General features: G+C 64.3%; 20 protein-coding genes, 1 tRNA gene and 1 pseudogene. 12 read left to right on the top strand and 10 right to left on the bottom strand.

The window, feature by feature from the left end:
* The first annotated feature begins 4 nt into the window (after window positions 1-4).
* On the top strand, window positions 5-472 hold the full coding sequence (locus tag AC1ROK_RS05340) for a flavodoxin family protein (RefSeq protein WP_492844538.1): 468 nt from the start codon (window positions 5-7) through the stop codon (window positions 470-472).
* A 39-nt stretch (window positions 473-511) separates the two neighbouring features.
* Here the strand turns inward: AC1ROK_RS05340 and AC1ROK_RS05335 are convergent, their stop codons facing one another.
* Both AC1ROK_RS05335 and AC1ROK_RS05330 read right to left on the bottom strand, forming a co-directional pair.
* Complete coding sequence (locus tag AC1ROK_RS05335) at window positions 512-862, bottom strand: OsmC family protein (RefSeq protein ID WP_492844537.1); 351 nt, start codon at window positions 860-862, stop codon at window positions 512-514.
* Between the two features lie 78 nt (window positions 863-940).
* On the bottom strand, window positions 941-1,747 hold the full coding sequence (locus tag AC1ROK_RS05330) for a universal stress protein (RefSeq protein WP_492844535.1): 807 nt from the start codon (window positions 1,745-1,747) through the stop codon (window positions 941-943).
* A 344-nt stretch (window positions 1,748-2,091) separates the two neighbouring features.
* On the opposite strand from AC1ROK_RS05330, the gene AC1ROK_RS05325 reads away from it, so the two are divergent.
* Window positions 2,092-2,490 (top strand): hypothetical protein, encoded by a 399-nt coding sequence (locus tag AC1ROK_RS05325; RefSeq protein ID WP_492844533.1) that lies wholly within the window; start codon window positions 2,092-2,094, stop codon window positions 2,488-2,490.
* Between the two features lie 44 nt (window positions 2,491-2,534).
* Here the strand turns inward: AC1ROK_RS05325 and AC1ROK_RS05320 are convergent, their stop codons facing one another.
* From AC1ROK_RS05320 to AC1ROK_RS05310, 3 genes are all read right to left on the bottom strand, one after another.
* Complete coding sequence (locus AC1ROK_RS05320; RefSeq protein WP_492844531.1) at window positions 2,535-3,053, bottom strand: universal stress protein; 519 nt, start codon at window positions 3,051-3,053, stop codon at window positions 2,535-2,537.
* A gap of 83 nt (window positions 3,054-3,136) precedes the next feature.
* Window positions 3,137-3,784: a phosphoribosyltransferase gene (locus tag AC1ROK_RS05315; RefSeq protein WP_492844530.1), complete on the bottom strand. Its 648-nt coding sequence runs from the start codon at window positions 3,782-3,784 to the stop codon at window positions 3,137-3,139.
* An 81-nt stretch (window positions 3,785-3,865) separates the two neighbouring features.
* Window positions 3,866-4,387 (bottom strand): Hsp20/alpha crystallin family protein, encoded by a 522-nt coding sequence (locus tag AC1ROK_RS05310; RefSeq protein ID WP_492844528.1) that lies wholly within the window; start codon window positions 4,385-4,387, stop codon window positions 3,866-3,868.
* A 198-nt stretch (window positions 4,388-4,585) separates the two neighbouring features.
* Here AC1ROK_RS05310 and AC1ROK_RS05305 point away from each other — a divergent pair, with 198 nt between their 5' ends.
* The 6 genes from AC1ROK_RS05305 to AC1ROK_RS05280 all read left to right on the top strand — a co-directional run bounded on the left by AC1ROK_RS05305 (window position 4,586) and on the right by AC1ROK_RS05280 (window position 8,484).
* Window positions 4,586-5,236, top strand: coding sequence for a BON domain-containing protein (locus AC1ROK_RS05305; protein ID WP_492844526.1), 651 nt, complete (start codon window positions 4,586-4,588; stop codon window positions 5,234-5,236).
* Between the two features lie 536 nt (window positions 5,237-5,772).
* A complete protein-coding gene (locus AC1ROK_RS05300) occupies window positions 5,773-6,063 on the top strand; it encodes a hypothetical protein (RefSeq protein ID WP_492844525.1) in 291 nt (96 codons plus the stop codon).
* A gap of 57 nt (window positions 6,064-6,120) precedes the next feature.
* Window positions 6,121-6,309, top strand: coding sequence for a YegP family protein (locus tag AC1ROK_RS05295; protein ID WP_492844523.1), 189 nt, complete (start codon window positions 6,121-6,123; stop codon window positions 6,307-6,309).
* Window positions 6,310-6,393: 84 nt separating this feature from the next.
* Window positions 6,394-6,714, top strand: a complete 321-nt coding sequence (locus tag AC1ROK_RS05290) for a hypothetical protein (protein WP_492844521.1) — start codon at window positions 6,394-6,396, stop codon at window positions 6,712-6,714.
* A 354-nt stretch (window positions 6,715-7,068) separates the two neighbouring features.
* On the top strand, window positions 7,069-7,653 hold the full coding sequence (locus tag AC1ROK_RS05285; protein WP_492844519.1) for a TetR/AcrR family transcriptional regulator: 585 nt from the start codon (window positions 7,069-7,071) through the stop codon (window positions 7,651-7,653).
* 90 nt (window positions 7,654-7,743) lie between these two features.
* Window positions 7,744-8,484, top strand: a complete 741-nt coding sequence (locus tag AC1ROK_RS05280; protein WP_492844517.1) for an SDR family NAD(P)-dependent oxidoreductase — start codon at window positions 7,744-7,746, stop codon at window positions 8,482-8,484.
* Between the two features lie 537 nt (window positions 8,485-9,021).
* On the opposite strand, the gene AC1ROK_RS05275 is transcribed toward AC1ROK_RS05280, so the two are convergent.
* From AC1ROK_RS05275 to AC1ROK_RS05265, 3 genes are all read right to left on the bottom strand, one after another.
* Window positions 9,022-9,098, bottom strand: a tRNA-Arg gene (locus AC1ROK_RS05275).
* 77 nt (window positions 9,099-9,175) lie between these two features.
* Window positions 9,176-9,856 (bottom strand): hypothetical protein, encoded by a 681-nt coding sequence (locus tag AC1ROK_RS05270; RefSeq protein ID WP_492844515.1) that lies wholly within the window; start codon window positions 9,854-9,856, stop codon window positions 9,176-9,178.
* A 119-nt stretch (window positions 9,857-9,975) separates the two neighbouring features.
* Window positions 9,976-10,656, bottom strand: coding sequence for a pseudouridine synthase (locus AC1ROK_RS05265; RefSeq protein ID WP_492844513.1), 681 nt, complete (start codon window positions 10,654-10,656; stop codon window positions 9,976-9,978).
* A 153-nt stretch (window positions 10,657-10,809) separates the two neighbouring features.
* On the opposite strand from AC1ROK_RS05265, the gene AC1ROK_RS05260 reads away from it, so the two are divergent.
* Together AC1ROK_RS05260 and AC1ROK_RS05255 are read left to right on the top strand one after the other, a co-directional pair.
* Window positions 10,810-11,907: a Gfo/Idh/MocA family protein gene (locus tag AC1ROK_RS05260; protein ID WP_492844511.1), complete on the top strand. Its 1,098-nt coding sequence runs from the start codon at window positions 10,810-10,812 to the stop codon at window positions 11,905-11,907.
* A 277-nt stretch (window positions 11,908-12,184) separates the two neighbouring features.
* A pseudogene (locus AC1ROK_RS05255) lies at window positions 12,185-12,622 on the top strand (transglycosylase SLT domain-containing protein); the annotation flags it as partial.
* 278 nt (window positions 12,623-12,900) lie between these two features.
* Here AC1ROK_RS05255 and AC1ROK_RS05250 read toward each other — a convergent pair.
* Window positions 12,901-13,557, bottom strand: coding sequence for a response regulator transcription factor (locus AC1ROK_RS05250; RefSeq protein ID WP_492844509.1), 657 nt, complete (start codon window positions 13,555-13,557; stop codon window positions 12,901-12,903).
* Window positions 13,558-14,047: 490 nt separating this feature from the next.
* On the opposite strand from AC1ROK_RS05250, the gene aqpZ reads away from it, so the two are divergent.
* Both aqpZ and AC1ROK_RS05240 read left to right on the top strand, forming a co-directional pair.
* The gene (gene aqpZ / locus AC1ROK_RS05245; RefSeq protein ID WP_492844507.1) at window positions 14,048-14,764 is read left to right on the top strand and encodes an aquaporin Z; all 717 of its coding nucleotides are present in this window, start codon (window positions 14,048-14,050) and stop codon (window positions 14,762-14,764) included.
* Window positions 14,765-15,094: 330 nt separating this feature from the next.
* Window positions 15,095-15,745 (top strand): phosphoribosyltransferase, encoded by a 651-nt coding sequence (locus AC1ROK_RS05240; RefSeq protein WP_492844505.1) that lies wholly within the window; start codon window positions 15,095-15,097, stop codon window positions 15,743-15,745.
* A 10-nt stretch (window positions 15,746-15,755) separates the two neighbouring features.
* Here the strand turns inward: AC1ROK_RS05240 and AC1ROK_RS05235 are convergent, their stop codons facing one another.
* Window positions 15,756-16,208, bottom strand: coding sequence for an SH3 domain-containing protein (locus tag AC1ROK_RS05235; RefSeq protein ID WP_492844504.1), 453 nt, complete (start codon window positions 16,206-16,208; stop codon window positions 15,756-15,758).
* Window positions 16,209-16,250: the final 42 nt, after the last annotated feature.

The raw sequence follows: 16,250 nt of genomic DNA, 5'->3' as shown, positions 1-16,250 counted from the left end.
TCCCATGAACATCACCATCATCTACGACAGCATTTACGGCAACACCGCCAAGGTTGCGGCGGCTATCGCCGCGGCACTGGAGCGCGACAATTCGGTCACACTCTTGACGGTGCAGGAAGCCGGGCAAATCGACCTCGAAGAGACAGACCTGTTGATCATCGGGTCTCCGACGCGCGGCTTCCAACCGACCCCGCAGGTATCGGAACTGCTCGGCGGACTCGCCCCAGTATCGGCGAAGGCCATGGCGGCGGTGTTCGACACCCGGATCGATCTGAACGCCGTCAGGCCCGGTGCGTTGCGATGGGGCGTGAGCATTGGGGGCTATGCCGGCAGCCGGATGGACGAACTGCTCCACAGCCGGGGCTATACCCGCAAAGGCGAAATCGCCGGCTTCCTGGTGACAGGCATGTATGGGCCGCTCAAGGTCGGCGAGATCGAGCGTGCCGCCGACTGGGCCAGGAGCCTGGTGTGACGGCTGAACCGCTGCGCATGGCGCGATGTATCCAGACTGTTATTGCAGTCGACCGATCGTCCCGCTGAGCGCAATGGTGGACGCCAAGGTATTGTAGATCGTGCCGTATTTTCGGACATTGGTGTGGAGCAACTCCAGGCGCTGGTCGGTCTCGGAGGTCCTGACAAGCAGCCGGTAGCTGATCGACACCAGCTTCGGCGGGGCATCCTGACGCTCTGCGTCAATCTCGACCTCCACGCCCTCGAAGCTGAAACGGATCATCGGCGCCACCCGCTCGATGCCCTTGATGATGCAAGCCGCCAGTGCCGAGAGCAGCAGCTCGACCGGGTTCAAGGCGTCGTCACGTCCGGCCAGGTCGGTATCGAGGATGACCTGTGCGGACTTGGCCATGGCAATGCTCCCATGGCTGTCTGTCCTTCGGGCGGAAATGCGATAGTTCAACATCATGGGCTCGACGGGGCGACGGGGTTAATTGGACAGGAACAGGTTGACCGCGGGCTGCTCGAGCAACTCCTGAGTCATGCCGCCCAGCAGCCACTCTCTGAACCGACTATGGCCATATCCTCCGGCGACGATCAGGTCGGCCCCGATCGCGGTGGCGGCATTGTGGATGGTACTGGCGAGGCTCTGCCCCAAGGGCAGCACTTCACCGCGGGCCGGCAGACCGTGCAGATGCAGCCAGGACACGATGGTCTCGAGGCGCGCCCGCTCGCCGGTGTAATCGCCTTCATCAACAGTGGCGACCAGTACCTGATCTGCGCCGCGCAGGAACGGCAGGGCGTCGGCCACGGCGCGCCTCGCCTCGCGGGTGTCCTTCCAGGCAATTACGATGTTGCTGGCCTTCATGCTTTCTCCCGTCGGCGCCAGCGCCAACACCGGACGCCCGGTGGTCAGAACCAGCTCGCCGATATCGGGGTGAGCGCTGTAGTCGGGCAAGCCCGCCCGGGCTTGAATGACCAGCAGGTCACTGGCAAGCGACTCGCGCCGTAGCGCCTGGGTGGGGTTCTCGATGGAGCTGACGAAGGAGCGCACCAGATCGTGCGGGACCCTCGCTTCGAAATCGGCCTTGGCCAAGGTCAGCGCTTCCTCGATCTCGCCCCGGGCCGCGGCATACTGATCGATACCCGCCGGCCCCTCCAAGAGCACCGGGGAAGGTTCTGCGGCGGCAAACCCGGTGAGGGTGGCCCGGAAACGACGGGCAATATCGACGGCGGCGCCCAGTGTAGTCGGCGCGATCCTCGGCTCGAGGCTGACCAAAATGCTCTGAATGTCCATCAATCGGCTCCTTGTTCTGCCGCTACGCTAGCAGGGGAGGATGGGCCGCCATTGATGTAGCTCAAGCGCCGTCACGGCGCCCGCACTTGACAAAGATCAAGGCTGCATGCCCGCGACGGGTCATTTTGACAAGGCATGGGCCCCGTTCCATGCGGCACCTCCGGCACCCACCGTGTTCAACGGAGGTGCAGACCCCGGTCCCAGGTGGCTCTCGGACCGGGGTCACCTGTTGCACGCAAGCGCCTGCCGCAGGGGGCTGGCATGATAGCGGTCGGCAGCCTGGCTTGAGCCAGATCAAGATCCGGCCGGAGCCATCCTGCTTTGCTGTGGCAAAGGAGAGGTCGATGTCCAATCAAGCGCTGCCCCAACTGCCGGACGCACGACGCGGACACGCCAGCCGGGTACGGTTGGAGCGGTGCCCGCAACTTCGATGCTTCAGCGGTGATCCGAATACGGGATATGAGCTCACGCTGCCGCTTGACCGCGACGGAGAGATCGATGCCCTGATGCTGTCGCGCGCCCCCTCGCCGTGGCGGGTCCGGCGCTTCGAGCAAGGCCATGACGATCTCACCGGCAGTTTCGCCCGCGACCCGCTCGGCGCCTGGATCGTCCGCTACGGAAATGACCCGGCGCGATCCGACGGTTTTGCGGCCTCGGTCCGGTTCTGCGCCAACAGCCTGATCAACGTGGTCGAGGGTAAAGAGGTCTGGGCCTATCGAGTCACCGCGATCGAGCCCGTCTGAGCCGTACCGGCCCGGGTGAGCTCGAACCGGCTCGGCTCGCCGTCTCAGGCGACGACCAGCACGTCGGCATCGGCATGGTGAAGCACCTTCTGCGACACGCTGCCGAGGACGAGTTCGGTCAAGCCGCTCAAGCCGCGGCGCCCTACCACCACAAGGTCGGCGCCGGCTGCCTTGGCGGCCGCAACGATCTGCTGCGCCGGCTCACCCGCTACGGAGACCGTGCTCACATCCTTGATCCCGGCTGCCTCAGCCGCGGCCTGGGCGTCGGCGAGAATGCGATCGGAGACGAGCTGCGCCACCGCTCGCGATTGAGTGTCCAGTGCCTCGACCGCTTCGACCGAGCCGATGCCGTAGCGGTTCAGCAACGGGAGCGAAAGTGGCTGGAGGGTGGTCGCGGGCAGTTCCGCCTGGACGAAACGCCTGAGCGACTGGCCAACTGGTATGACATCGAGGACGTTGACGATGGTGAGGCTGGCGCCGAACCGTGTCGCCATGTCGATCGCCTTTGCCAGGGCCTTGCCGGACAGCACCGAGCCGTCGGTAGCAACCAGGATGCTCTTCATCGGAATCTCCCATGCGGTGTTCGGGCAACGACAGCACGCGGCGCGAGCTGGCAGCTTGATGCACATCAAGCCGATGCGGACAATCATCTCGGCGCAGTCGCCTCGTTGAGCGCCACGATCACCTCCTCGTCGGAGACCTGGCGGAAGTCGCCGTAGAAGTTGCCTATCGCCCCGAATAACACGTGTGACTCCAGACACTCGATCTGATCGGCTTCGCCCCGCAGTCCTTCGATGGTTTCGACCGGAGCAACCGGAATCGCCAGCACCAGCCGATGCGGATGACGCAGGCGCAACGCCCTGAGTGCGGCGCGCGTCGTCGCACCCGTCGCGACGCCGTCATCGACGACAATCACGGTGCGATCCCTGAGTTCCGGCTGCGGCCGCTGACCAAGATACCTGCGCCGGCGGCGCCCGATCTCGGTGATTTCCGCATCCTTGATCCGGCTGAACTCGGCTTCTGAGAGCTGGGCCATCCGGATGACCTCTTCGTTGCGAACCACGATCGGCGTCTCGCCGTCCACCACCGCGCCAGCAGCGAGCTCGGGTTGCTGAGGCACGCCGATCTTCCTGACGATCAGCAGGTCCAGCGGCGCGCTGAGCGCCTTGGCCACTTCGAGCGCCACCGGGACCCCACCGCGTGGCAAGGCGAGAATGATGGGTTTGTCGCCTCGATAGCGCATCAGCGCCTTAGCGAGGCGCTTGCCGGCATCGGTGCGGTCAAGAAAGCTCATCGTCGCCTCCTTCAACCTCGACAGGCGTTCGCCGGCAGGAAGCTGCCCCACCACAACCGGACAGGGCAGCCGCAGACCGTCTCACCCGCGCGAGGTCACAGCGATCTTCTTCTCGGGCTTCAGCGCTTCTGCCGACTTGGGCAGCGACACGGTCAGAATACCCTTGTTGAAGTGCGCCTCGATCTTGTCGGGTTCCACGCCTTCGGGCAGCGCGAAGCTGCGTTCGAACGAGCCGAACTGCCGCTCCTGCAGGTAGTAGTCCTTGGATTTCTCCTCCTTCTCTTCCTGCTTTTCGCCCTTGATGACGATGTTGCCGTTGCGCAGGGTCACCTCGATGTTCTTTTCATCGAGGCCTGGCAACTCGGCAGTGATCTCGAAGGACTTGTCCTTCTCGACGATGTCGACCGCCGGGGTGTTCCACGCCATCTCGCCGCGCAGCAGCTCGAGCGTGGGCAGGCTCGGACGGAACGGCCGGAGCCACCCGCCATTGAAATCCTCGAACAACCGGTCAACTTCACGACGAAGGTCGTCGAGGGGATGCCAGGCAGGTGCCGCAGCGGTCTTTTTGCCCTCTGTTTTCACGGGCAACTTGGTCTCAGCCATGATCGGATCCTCCGTTTGCTGAACGCAGCAAGACTAGGTCCGGCGTGGCCGGCCGGGTTTGATCCGCATCAAACGAGCATGATCGCCGGGGCCGGCGCCGACTCGGCATTTGAGCTGGATCAAGCATCGCAAAGGGGTTTGGTGCTCTGTTCTCTGGCTGACGGCCACGAGCCGCCCGCATAGCGAGTGGAGACCAGTATGAGTGACAGCAGCCTCAGACAGAACATTCTCGATGAACTCGAGTTCGAACCGTCGATCGATGCCAATGACATTGGCGTTGCCGTCGAGGACGGCATCGTGACTCTTTCGGGCCACGTGCAGAACTACAGCCAGAAACAGGCGGCCGAACGGATCGTTGCCCGGGTGAAGGGGGTTCGCGGCATCGCCGAGGAACTCGAGGTGCGGTATCCGGGTGGTTCCGGCGTTGCCGACGACGAGATCGCCAGGCGCGTGCTCGATACCCTCAAGTGGAGCACCCGGGTTCCCGATGGCAAAGTCCAGGTGACAGTGCAGAAGGGCTGGGTCACGCTGACCGGCAGCCTCGACTGGAACTACCAGAAGGTCGGCGCGGCCAATGCCATCGAGGACCTCAAAGGCGTGACCGGGGTTACCAACAAGATCACGATCAAACCGCAGGTGACCTCCGTCGACGTGGGGAAGAGGATCGAGGAGGCGCTGAAGCGCAGCGCCGAAGTCGAGGCTGGGGACATCAAGATCGATGTCGCCGCCGACAAGGTCACGCTCAAGGGCCGCGTCAAGACCTGGAGCGAGCGCTGGCTGGTCGAGGACACCGCCTGGGCGACACCCGGTGTCACCCACGTCTCCGACGAACTGATCGTCGGCGGCTGACGAGAGCGGCGCCCCGGCACGTGCACGGCTCGGGTCTGGGGCTCTATGTAGCGGGCGAGATTGCCCCGCAATGGCGATCTCACCCTCGCGGCAAGCGAGGGCGACGGGTCAACATTCCACCGTCTCCCTGCCGCAGGAAAAAGCTGCCTGACGCTGGGACAACGCACCCAGCCCACAGCCGCCCCCCCCCGCGTCCAGCGGTCATTGATCTCCCCCAAGCCTCACCACCCGGGAACATCTGCAGCTGTCATCAGATGACAGCAGGTGAATGTATCTGAAGTTGTTGCGGTTCGCGCTCCAGCGTAGCTTCCCCGCAAGCCAGCCGCACAATGCGGCACTCAGCGGTTTTTGAACGGTCCTCGCAGCTGGAATGGACGCAAGCACCTGATGTCCGAGAGCGATGCGCTGTCGGCCAGGGCGGCGAGTCCCGCAACAGGGGACCGGCACTCGATCCATGCCCAGGTTTCGGCCGTCAGTCATGGATGCTGTTGGGGCGAAGGCGAAACCCTGTTCGGCGATCATGCCGGGAGAGACATATGGATCTGGTATCAATTCTTGTCCAACTGGTCGGCGGCGCCGTGGGTGGTTCGGCCAGCGGCAAGACCATCAAGAGCGCTGACCTGGGTGCACTCTGGAACTCAGTAGCCGGCGCCATCGGTGGCCTGGGCGGCGGCTCGATCATCGCAGCTCTTGGCGGGGCCGCTGGCGGTGCCGCCGGCGGGCTCGACGTCGCATCGATCGCCACCCAACTGCTCGGCAGCGGCCTCGGCGGCGTCGTCCTGCAAGCCATCGTGGGCCTGCTGAAAAACAACATCGTCGGCAAGTAACACGACGCGGGCGCCCGCGCGCTCACCATCCCAACCTGGACCGCACAAGGAACTGCAGTGTATAAATTCGAGCTATTCAAGGACAGAGCGGACGAGTTCCGCTTTCGCTTTCGCGCAACGAACGGCGAGATCATGTTCTCGTCGGAGGGCTACTCGCAGAAGGCGTCTGCTCTTAAGAGCATAGAGTCTCTGAAGCGCAACATTCCCGCTGCAGCGATCGAGGACCAGACGTCAGCGGAAGCTTGACGCCTGGACGCACCTCTTCCTGCCCTGACACGCCCAACCGGTCGTCGACCGGCTCGGCGACACACCCAACCGCAAGACGAAAAAATGACCTTCAAGTTCCTGTTGCCGCTGGCCGCTATCTCGATGCTTGCCCTGGCGGCCTGCGACAGTTCCACCCCCAGTTCCAGCGCCCCGACATCTGCCAATAGTCCGGCTGCCGCGGCCCCGGTTAACCTCGATGACACAATGAAGGCGTTGCAGGATGCTGCCGCCGGCATGTCACCTGGCGACAAGGCGGCTGCAGTCTCCGAGGCTCGCAAGGCGAGTGAGGAAGTGGCGCGCAGCCAGGGCCTTTCCGACGAATTGATCAAACAGGCCGGCGATGCCGCCGAGTCGGCGGTCAAGAAAGCTCTCGGCGTCGAGTAGGTCGCAAAGCTCCTTATGCCTCCGGCAGAGTTACGAAAGGGGAGTGCTTGGGCACTCCCCTTTTCTGCGACAGACAGAAAGCCGCATAAGCCCGATCGCGATCGCCTCGAACAATTCCGAGAAGCTGCTCTCACACGCGCGCCGGTTTCTTCACGGACGAAAGCCACCGAACAGCTTCGTCACCCAGGAGGCCGCGCTGCACGCTCCAACCAAGCAGGATGGGTACTGTGCGACGGGACGGGACACCGCCTCCCCAATTATCGTACCACCAGAACGTGCCCGGATCGTGCGTCCCACGGCTCGGCATGAAGCCATTTCTTGACTCCACAGTCCAGAATTCATAAATGCCTGACCATGGCAAGGTTCAAAGAGTTCGATCGCGAAGCGGCATTGGCTGGAGCACTGGATGTGTTCTGGGCCAAGGGCTATGACGGCGCGTCGACCGACGACTTGCTCAAGGGCATGAAGATCGGACGGCAGTCCATGTACGACACCTTTGGGGACAAGCACTCGCTGTTCCTCGAAAGCCTGCGGTCGTATCACAAGCTCGACAGCAAGAACTTTTTCGACCACCTTGGGGACGATCCATCTCCGCTGGAGGTGCTGCACGGGTTTCTGGCCATATTCACCCGCCGCAGCGCACAAGAGAACGCCCGAGGGTGCATGGGCATTAACGCGACGACCGCGTTTGGGCAGACGACGCCAGAAGTAACCGAGCTCGCGCGCAACACCGCTTCGACGGTACAGACGATGCTCGCGAGCCTGGTTGAGGCAGCCAAGGCTCAGGGAGAGCTGGCCGAAAACCTGGACTCCGCCGCGACCGCCGCTTTCCTGTATGCCACGCTGCAGGGCCTTACGGTCAGGGCCCAAGCTGGCGCCGGTCGGGACGAGCTCGCTGCGGTTGCCGACTTCGCCATGAACGCCCTCACCGCAATGTAGCAACCCCTAAATCAATTACCAGCAAGCCTTCACATTTCTGGACTGATCAGTCCAGAAACCACTCCCCTCTGCCCGACGAAAGGATACAACATGTCGGCATTTCTCCCCCTACGCGATAAACGCGCCATCGTCACCGGCGGTTCACGCGGCATTGGTGCTGCAATCGTCAGGAAACTCTCCGAACAGGGCGCGCACGTGGGCTTTACCTATTCCGCCAGTCCGGATTCAGCCCAACGGCTCGTTGAGGAGATTGAGAGTGCGGGTGGACGTGCCTTCGCGCTGCAGGCCGATAGTGCCGATCCGAAAAACCTCCAGACCGGCATTCGCTTGGCCGTCGATCGGCTGGGCGGCCTAGACATTCTCGTCAACAATGCAGGCACGCTGGCCCATGCGCTACTCGAAGATTTCAGCCAGGCCGACTTCGACAGAACACTGGCGATCAATGTGCGAGCGCCGTTCTTTGCCATGCAGGAAGCAGCTCGACACCTGCAGTCCGGCGGTCGCATCGTAAATGTTTCCAGTAATGTCGCCGTCAGCGCAGCCGTCCCCGGCTCCAGTGTCTATGGCCTCTCCAAGTCCGCCCTCACGGCTATGACCCGGTCGCTAGCCCACGAGTTCGCGCCCAAGGGCATAACAGTCAACGCCATCCAGCCTGGCCCAACAACAACCGACATGACGTCAGGAAAGGAGGAGTTCATCCTTGGCAGAGTGCCCGCCGGGCGAATGGCGCACGCATCAGAGCCTGCAGCGCTGGTGGCGTATCTGGTTGGTCCCGATGCGGGCTTCATCAACGGAGCCGCAGTGACCATAGACGGCGCAATGACAGCTTAGCGATTGAACGCCGCCCACCGTCGGCTCGGAGGCGGGGCGGCCGGAGGCGCGCTTGTGGTGGTGGGCTCAACCGCTCAGCACAACATACTAGTCTCCTGGCCGGGGTGGGGTGTGGGCCATGAAGCGCGCGACGTCCGCCCCCTCCCTCCAGTGCTTTACTCTCAGAACTCTGCCGAAAGACGCGTCGCAGTCCACGGGTTGTGACCGATCCCGCCTGTCAGAGTGCGATGCTCGTATCTGCCGGTGAACTGGCCGACATAGATGACAGGATCGGGGTGCGGGATGCGCGCGCAGACGCTGAAGGGTCACTGGCGCCGGCGAGCACTCGTTCCCTGATTGACCTTGCAGGCGTTGGGCCGCGTCGTGTCTCCCTCAGCAACCGTCGCGCCTCGCCTTTCCCTCATGCCTGTTGTTGCCGCGCATAGGCCGCGGCCGTTCCAGCTTGCCTGGCTTCAAAGGCCCGCTCCCGCGGACCAAGCTGCTTCAGCGCAAGGCTACGCGCCGAAGCACGGCCTCAATCACAAGTTGAGTGGGAATTGGCGCACCCGACGAGATTCGAACTCATGACCTCTGCCTTCGGAGGGCAGCGCTCTATCCAGCTGAGCTACGGGTGCAGCGGGACTAGGCAATAGGCGATTGGTGCGACGAGTGCAAGACGGTCGGCTCAGCACGAGCCGACCGGTGGGAAAGCTCAGGCGGCGCGGTGCCAGAGACGATCGAGTTCGCCGAGCAGCCGGAAGGTGACGCCGTCAGCGGCTTCGAGATCGCCCAGCGGTTCGACCGGGGCGCTGTGCTCACGCGCGGCGTGCAGGGCCGCGAACACCGAGGCGATGCCGTCCTCGAGTTCGACATCGAGCAGCGGCGCGTCGTCATCGGCACTGTCGACCTCGGCATCGAGCTCGACCACCGTGTCGGCATAGGCGGCCGGCATGTTCTCGAACGAGCTGGCGGCGAACGGTTCGGCTGCCTCGTCCAGCAGGGCGGCCTCGATGGCGTCGGCGATGTCGGCGGAGGCGATCACCTGGGCCGGGGCCTCATCGCCGAAATCGGCGGCGGCATCGGCCGGTTCATCCGCCGCAATGGGCGCATGGACCGCCTCGTCGGACCGCATCGGGAGCGCCTCGGCGCCGATGACGTCGTCAGCCGAGGCGAGATCGGTGGCGGCAAGCGGCTCGTCCGCGTTGCCATTTGCGGCATCCGAGAGTTCCAGGGCGCCGGCCTCGGGCGCCGTCAGCTCCACTCCGCCGTCCGCCGGTTCGGCCGCTTCGTCAAATCCCTCCACCGCCGCAGCGGCTTGGGTATCGTCTGCCAGGGCGGCGACGATCGGGTCGATATCGGAAGCGGCGTCCTGCCGGTCCTTGATCTCGCTCATCGTTCTCTCCGAGCTCGGGTTGAGACGATGGCGAGGCTAGAAGGCCGAAATGGCCCGTTTCAGGCCTCAATCCGGCACTCCAATGACGATTTCGTGACAGCCGGAACCGTTTCGGCGGCTCAGAACGGCGCCGGAACGCGGAAATTCACCCAGTGTCCCGACGGGTGATTGAAGCCCAGTTCCTCGGCGTGGAGTTGCAGCCGGTCGGCGGCAGCGAAGGCCTCGCCGGTCGAGTAGAAGGGGTCGCCGAGGATCGGGTGGCCGAGCTCGAGCATGTGGACGCGCAACTGGTGGGTGCGGCCGGTGAGCGGATAGAGCCGTACGCGGGTGATGCCGCCTTCGCGTTGCTCGACCTTCCAGTCGGTGACGCTCGGCCTTCCCCTCTCATAGTCGACGCGCTGGCGCGGCTTGTGCTCCCAATCGGTGGCGAGCGGCAGGTCGACGCGCCCCTCGTCGGCTTCGATATCGCCCCAGACTCTTGCCACATATGACTTTTTGGCGCGGCGCTGCTCGAATTCCTGGCCGACATGACCAAGCGCCTTCTTGCTGAGACACATCACCAGGACGCCCGAGGTGTCCTTGTCGAGCCGATGCGCCATGGCCGCCGTAGGCCAACGCTGCTTGACCCGCGCCTCGAGGCAATCGGCCAGAGCCGGATCCTTGCCGGCAACCGAGAGCAGACCCGAGGGCTTGTCGAGCACGACGATATCGTCGTCGGCATGCACCACGGTGAGCCACGGCTCGGTGGGCGGGCGATAGTCGAAACTGGTCGGCATGGGATTGAGCATTGCGCCGCTCATAGCAGGATCGGGCGACGGTGAGAAACTCTGCGTTACGTACCTCATCCCCTCTGGCAATCGACGCCAATTGCGGCGATGCTGGCAACAAGATTGGAGCGGCGCGCCCGACGGGCGGATCGGCCGACTTAACCGACAGGGACGGAGAAAGTGACTATGGACGGCAAGCGTCGCGTTGGCGTGGGCATTATCGGGTGCGGCAATATCTCGAGCCAGTACCTCAAGGCGATGCGGGATTTCCCGGTGCTGGAGGTGATCGCCATCGCCGACATGAAGCCGGAGGTGGCGGACAAGAAGGCTGCCGAGTTCGGGCTCACCGCGGTATCGGTCGAGGCGCTCTTGGCCGACCCCAGGGTCGAAATCATCGTCAACCTCACCATTCCACGGGCGCATGTCGAGGTCGGCCTCCGCGCCATCGCGGCGGGCAAGCACGTCTATGGCGAGAAGCCGCTCGGCATCACCTATGCCGAGGGCAAGACCCTGGCTGCGGCGGCGTCGAAAGCCGGCCTCAGGGTCGGCTCGGCGCCCGACACCTTTCTCGGTGGCGCGCACCAGGAGGCACGGGCGCTGCTCGACAGCGGCGCGGTGGGCGACATCGTCGGCGGCACGGCGTTCTTCGCCTGTCCGGGGCACGAGCGCTGGCACCCCGATCCGGCGTTCTACTATGACGTCGGCGGCGGGCCGGTGCTCGATATGGGGCCGTATTACATCACCGACCTCATCAACCTGCTTGGCCCGGTGAAAAGCGTGCAGGCAATGAGCGCGACGCCACAGAAAGAGCGGCCGATCTATTCGGAGCCCAAGAAGGGACAGCTGATGCCGGTGAAGGTGTCGACACATGTCGCCGGGCTGCTGCAGTTCCACTCGGGCGCCATCATCCAGGTGACGCTGAGCTTCGACGTGCCGGGCCACGCGCACCTGCCGTTCGAGCTCTACGGGACCAAGCAGAGCGTGCTGGTGCCCGACCCGAACATGTTCGGCGGCGAGGTGAAGACCCGGGCGGCGGGCGAGACGGACTGGACCGCGGTGCCCTACGCCCTGCCCTATGCCGATGCTAACTATCGCTCCCTCGGCGTCGCCGACATGGCGCACGCCATCCTCGAAGGCCGGCCGCACCGCGCCTCGGGCGACCTGGCACTGCACGTGCTCGAGGTGATGGAAGCATTCGAGACGGCGAGCCGCGAGCGCCGGGCCGTGGAGATCACCACGCCGGTAGAACGGCCGGCGCCGCTGAAGGAGTCGGTGATCGATTAGGCGGGCGATAGCGGGATCATTGCCCGGCTGGTGGCTGTGGACCCCCACCCCTGCCCCCTCCCCCGAAGGCGCTGCGCATCGGCTCAAACCGTGAAAGAGCCCCGGGTTCCCCCGCGCAAAAGCTTCTGTTAATAGAGACTTTATGTTCAGGGCCCCTGCTCTCTCGCGCGCTGTGCGCCTCACGCTCGTTGTGCCTGTCCTCGCCGGGCTGGTGGCGGGCTGCTCGATGGCGGGCTTGCCGGGGTTCAAACCGGCCTCGCCGGCGGCAATCGCGGCGATTGCCCCGGTACCCGAGACGCGGCCCGAGAGCGAGGGTGAAGCCTTCGTGCCGCTGGCCTTTGCCGAGGCGCCGGCCCGCAGCTCATCCTCCGGGGTCGATGGGCTGATCGCCAAATATGCCAGCGTCTACGATGTGCCGGAGTCGCTGGTGCGCCGCGTGGTGCAGCGCGAGAGCGGCTTCAACCCGGGGGCGCGCAACGGGCCCTATTACGGGCTGATGCAGATCCGGCACGATACGGCGCGCTCGATGGGCTATGGCGGCTCCGCATCGGGCCTGCTCGATGCCGAGACCAACCTCAAATATGCGGTGAAGTATCTGCGCGGCGCCTATATCACCGCCGGCTACAACTCGGATGGCGCGGTGCGGTATTATGCACGCGGCTATTACTACGACGCCAAGCGCCTGGGCCTGCTCGAAGAGGCCGGCCTGCGCTGATCGGCGTGCTGTCACGCATTCGAGAAGAACGGAACCACCGGCCTCATTCCTGCGACAGCATCACGTCCGTTCGGGAGCCATCTCGAACGAGGTGCTGCTTTGAAGCAGGGAATGATCCGGTGGAGCCGGGCAGCGCGGGGGCGGCGCTGCCGGCGCTCCCCGCGTCCTGCCGGGAGCATTTGCCTGGGGCACCCTGCGTTCGTTGCAACGAGGTTGCCCGGTTCTTGTCCTGTCGCGCCTTCGAGCCGGAAAAGTCTCACAACTTTTCCTGAAAGCACTCAGCTTTCGATGGCGAGGCGGACCAGCTCGGCGGTATTCCGCGCGCCGATCTTTTCCATGATGTGCCGGCGATGCACCTCGACCGTGCGGTAGGAGAGGCCAAGATCGACGGCGATCTCCTTGTTGGTGCGGCCATCGACGACATATTGCAGGATCTGCCGCTCGCGATAGGTGAGCGTGCCGAAGCCCTTCACCGTCACGGTGGACGGGCCGTCCTTGGATTGCTCGACATGGATGTCGCCGCGGAAGATCTCCTGCGCAGCAACCGCCAGTTCGACCGGCGCATAGGGCGGGGAAAACACTGAGCTGGCACCGTGCTTCATGGCGGCCACCACCATTTCAGCACGTACGTCGGGCGGGGCCAGCAGGAAGGTGTGGATGCCCAGGTGCTGGCCGCGGATGGCGCTGAGCGCTTCGAGCGCCTCGCCGATGTCGCGTTCCTCGCCACACAGCGGCATCAGCACCAGGTCCGGCCGTCGCAGCGCCATGAGCCTGGTGAGAGCCAGCACATCGGGGACCATGGATACCTGGAAGCCCTGCGCGATGAACTCGTCACACAGTGCCTTGGATATCCGTGCTTCCGGGTGCGTTAGATAGATCAGCCGGTCTCTGTTGAGATAGGGCCGATAGGGTATCGAGTCCGCAAGTCTGTCCACTTTGCCACCTGGAGGTTGCAGGCCAAAGCTGTTGCCGGTCTGTACCGGCACCAGTAGGTAACGGAGCTCATCCCCGTACCCTCGAATCGCGTCCACATAAGTATTAGAGCACGACTGACAGAAGGCTGACAATGCACAGTAACCGGGTCGTTACCTAATTCCGCAGTGTAATTTGCACACCATCTACGGTGATAACGATAGTCATCCATTAGTTCTATTTTAATCCAAATAGGAAGTTCCACTGCCGAGCTCTGGAAAAGCTGAATTCCGGTATCCGCATTTGTAGCGCGGCTAAAGTTTGCGGAAACGTTTTCGGTGTCGCAAGTTTAGGTCGGCCGAAGTCCGCAGCGACACCCAGATGCCTGCGCCGGCTGGGCTTCCCGTCACGTGCAGGCACAACAGTGGTGCATAACCCGGGGGCGACGATTCACCGACGCAACAAGTGCGCCTAACAGTGTGGTGTGGGAACGACACCTCAGAGGGTTTGGTTATGTTTAGAAGACTATCGGCCGAAGCATTCGGCACATTCTGGCTGGTATTCGGTGGTTGCGGCAGCGCCATTCTTGCGGCGGGCGTGCCCGATGTCGGCATCGGTTTTGTCGGTGTATCGCTGGCATTCGGCCTCACGGTGCTCACCATGGCCTATGCGGTAGGCGGCATTTCGGGTGGACACTTCAACCCGGCGGTCTCGCTCGGCCTCGCGATCGCCGGCCGCTTTGCCTACAAGGATCTGGTGCCCTACTGGGTGGCGCAGCTGATCGGCGGCGTTGCGGGTGCGGCCGTGCTGTTCATCATCGCTTCGGGCGTTGCCGGCTATACGCCGGGTGGCTTTGCCTCGAACGGCTACGACACGCTGTCGCCGGGTGGCTACGGGCTCACCGCGGTGCTGGTTGCCGAAGTGGTGCTCACGGCGTTCTTCCTGATCGTCATCCTCGGCTCCACCGCCAAGGCAGTGCCGGCCGGTTTCGCGCCGATCGCCATCGGGCTCAGCCTGACGTTGATCCACCTGATCTCGATCCCGGTGTCCAACACCTCGGTCAATCCGGCCCGCTCGATCGCCGCGGCGATCTTTGCGCAGAACGGCGCGCTGGGCCAGGTCTGGCTGTTCATCGTGGCGCCGCTGATCGGCGCCGCCATCGGCGCGGCGATCTGGAAATACGTGCTGTCGCCGGGCGAAAGCCCCGCCAATATCGGCCAGGTCGAGTAAGACCACGTATCGACACAAAACCAAGGGCCGGGAGACCGGCCCTTTTCCTTTGCGCATTCGGGTACGGGCTAACCAGGTCGGACGCGGTCGCGGCGCCGGACGGGATCGCAAGTAGCACTCTCCCACCCACCGGCTGTCATCCCAGCGAAAGCTGGGACCCATCTATCAGCTGGTGCGGGCGGCGAGTTGGGTCCCAGCTTTCGCTGGGATGACATCGAGTGAGTCCGCAGATCGAGAACATGACTGCAGATTTCGGGAGGGCATTGGTGAAACCACCCGGGGCCGACGGGCGTTTGTTCCGATCGCAGTCGTTCATCCGGATGTGCCGGCATGTTCACGCATGGCATCGAGCCCAGTTTCACCGATCGACACGAGGCCGGCCGGGCATTGGCCGCCGAACTCGCGCTTCTCCACCTCGACAACCCATTGATCCTGGCGCTGCCGCGCGGTGGAGTGCCCGTCGCGCGTGAGGTGGCGACCGCACTTGGCGCCGAGCTCGACCTGCTGCTGGTGCGCAAGATCGGCGCGCCGGGACATGAGGAGTATGGCATCGGCGCCGTGGCTGAAGGGGCGCATCCGCAACTGGTGGTGAGCGAAGCGGTGCTCGGTCTGGCCGGGGCATCGCAAGGCTACCTCGAGGCCGAACAGGAGCGGCAGCTGGCCGAGATCGAGCGGCGACGGCTGCTGTGGCGCGGCGGCCGACCGCCGATTCCGGTGACCGGACGCACCTGCGTCGTCGTGGACGACGGCGTCGCCACCGGCAATACCGCCCGTGCCGCGATCCGGTCGTTGCGCTTCGATGGCGCGGCCCGGATCATCCTCGCCGTACCGGTGGCGCCGCCCGACGTGATCGAGCAACTGGCGCAGGAGGCGGACATGCTGGTCTGCCTGAAGACGCCCGAGCCATTCCTCGCGGTGAGCCTCCACTACCGGCATTTCGGCCAGCTCGGCGACGAACAGGTGACGGAACTTCTCGGCTAGCGCGTCACGATCAGGGCGCCGCGGGCCGGATGTAATCGGAGTAGACCCAGCCGCGTCCGCCATTAGGGCCGCTGACCAGGGTCCAGTTGCCCTCGATGCGGGTCACCGACAAGCGGGCGCCGCGCTCGAGAGCGACGACCTTGGCGCTGCGCTTGTTGGGTTTGGCGCGCACCCAGAGGGACTCCACCGCCACTTCATGGGTGAGGGCTGGCGGTTCGGAAACGCTGGTCGTGCCGGCAGTGTCCATTGGCTGCACGGGCACGGACTTCGCGATATCGAGGTCGGTAGCGGCAATCCTGGGCAAGTAAGCCACATAGCTGGGCCGCGGGTCCGATTTCACCGGCGCAGCGGCGACTGCCTCGGCCAGCCGTTCGACGGTGAATACGGCTCCGGCGGTGATGACGAGACCGGCAGCGGCGAGCGTGCCGGCGAACCACACGAGAGAGTGAACGGACCGCGCCATGGGTCAGCTCCGTATCGCCTCCCGGCCCGGTCGGAGGTTAGC

This window comes from Devosia sp. GW821-FHT12F11, from assembly GCF_058806655.1.
Note: the sequence above shows the minus strand (reverse complement) of the source record. Positions and strands in the feature narration are given on the sequence as shown.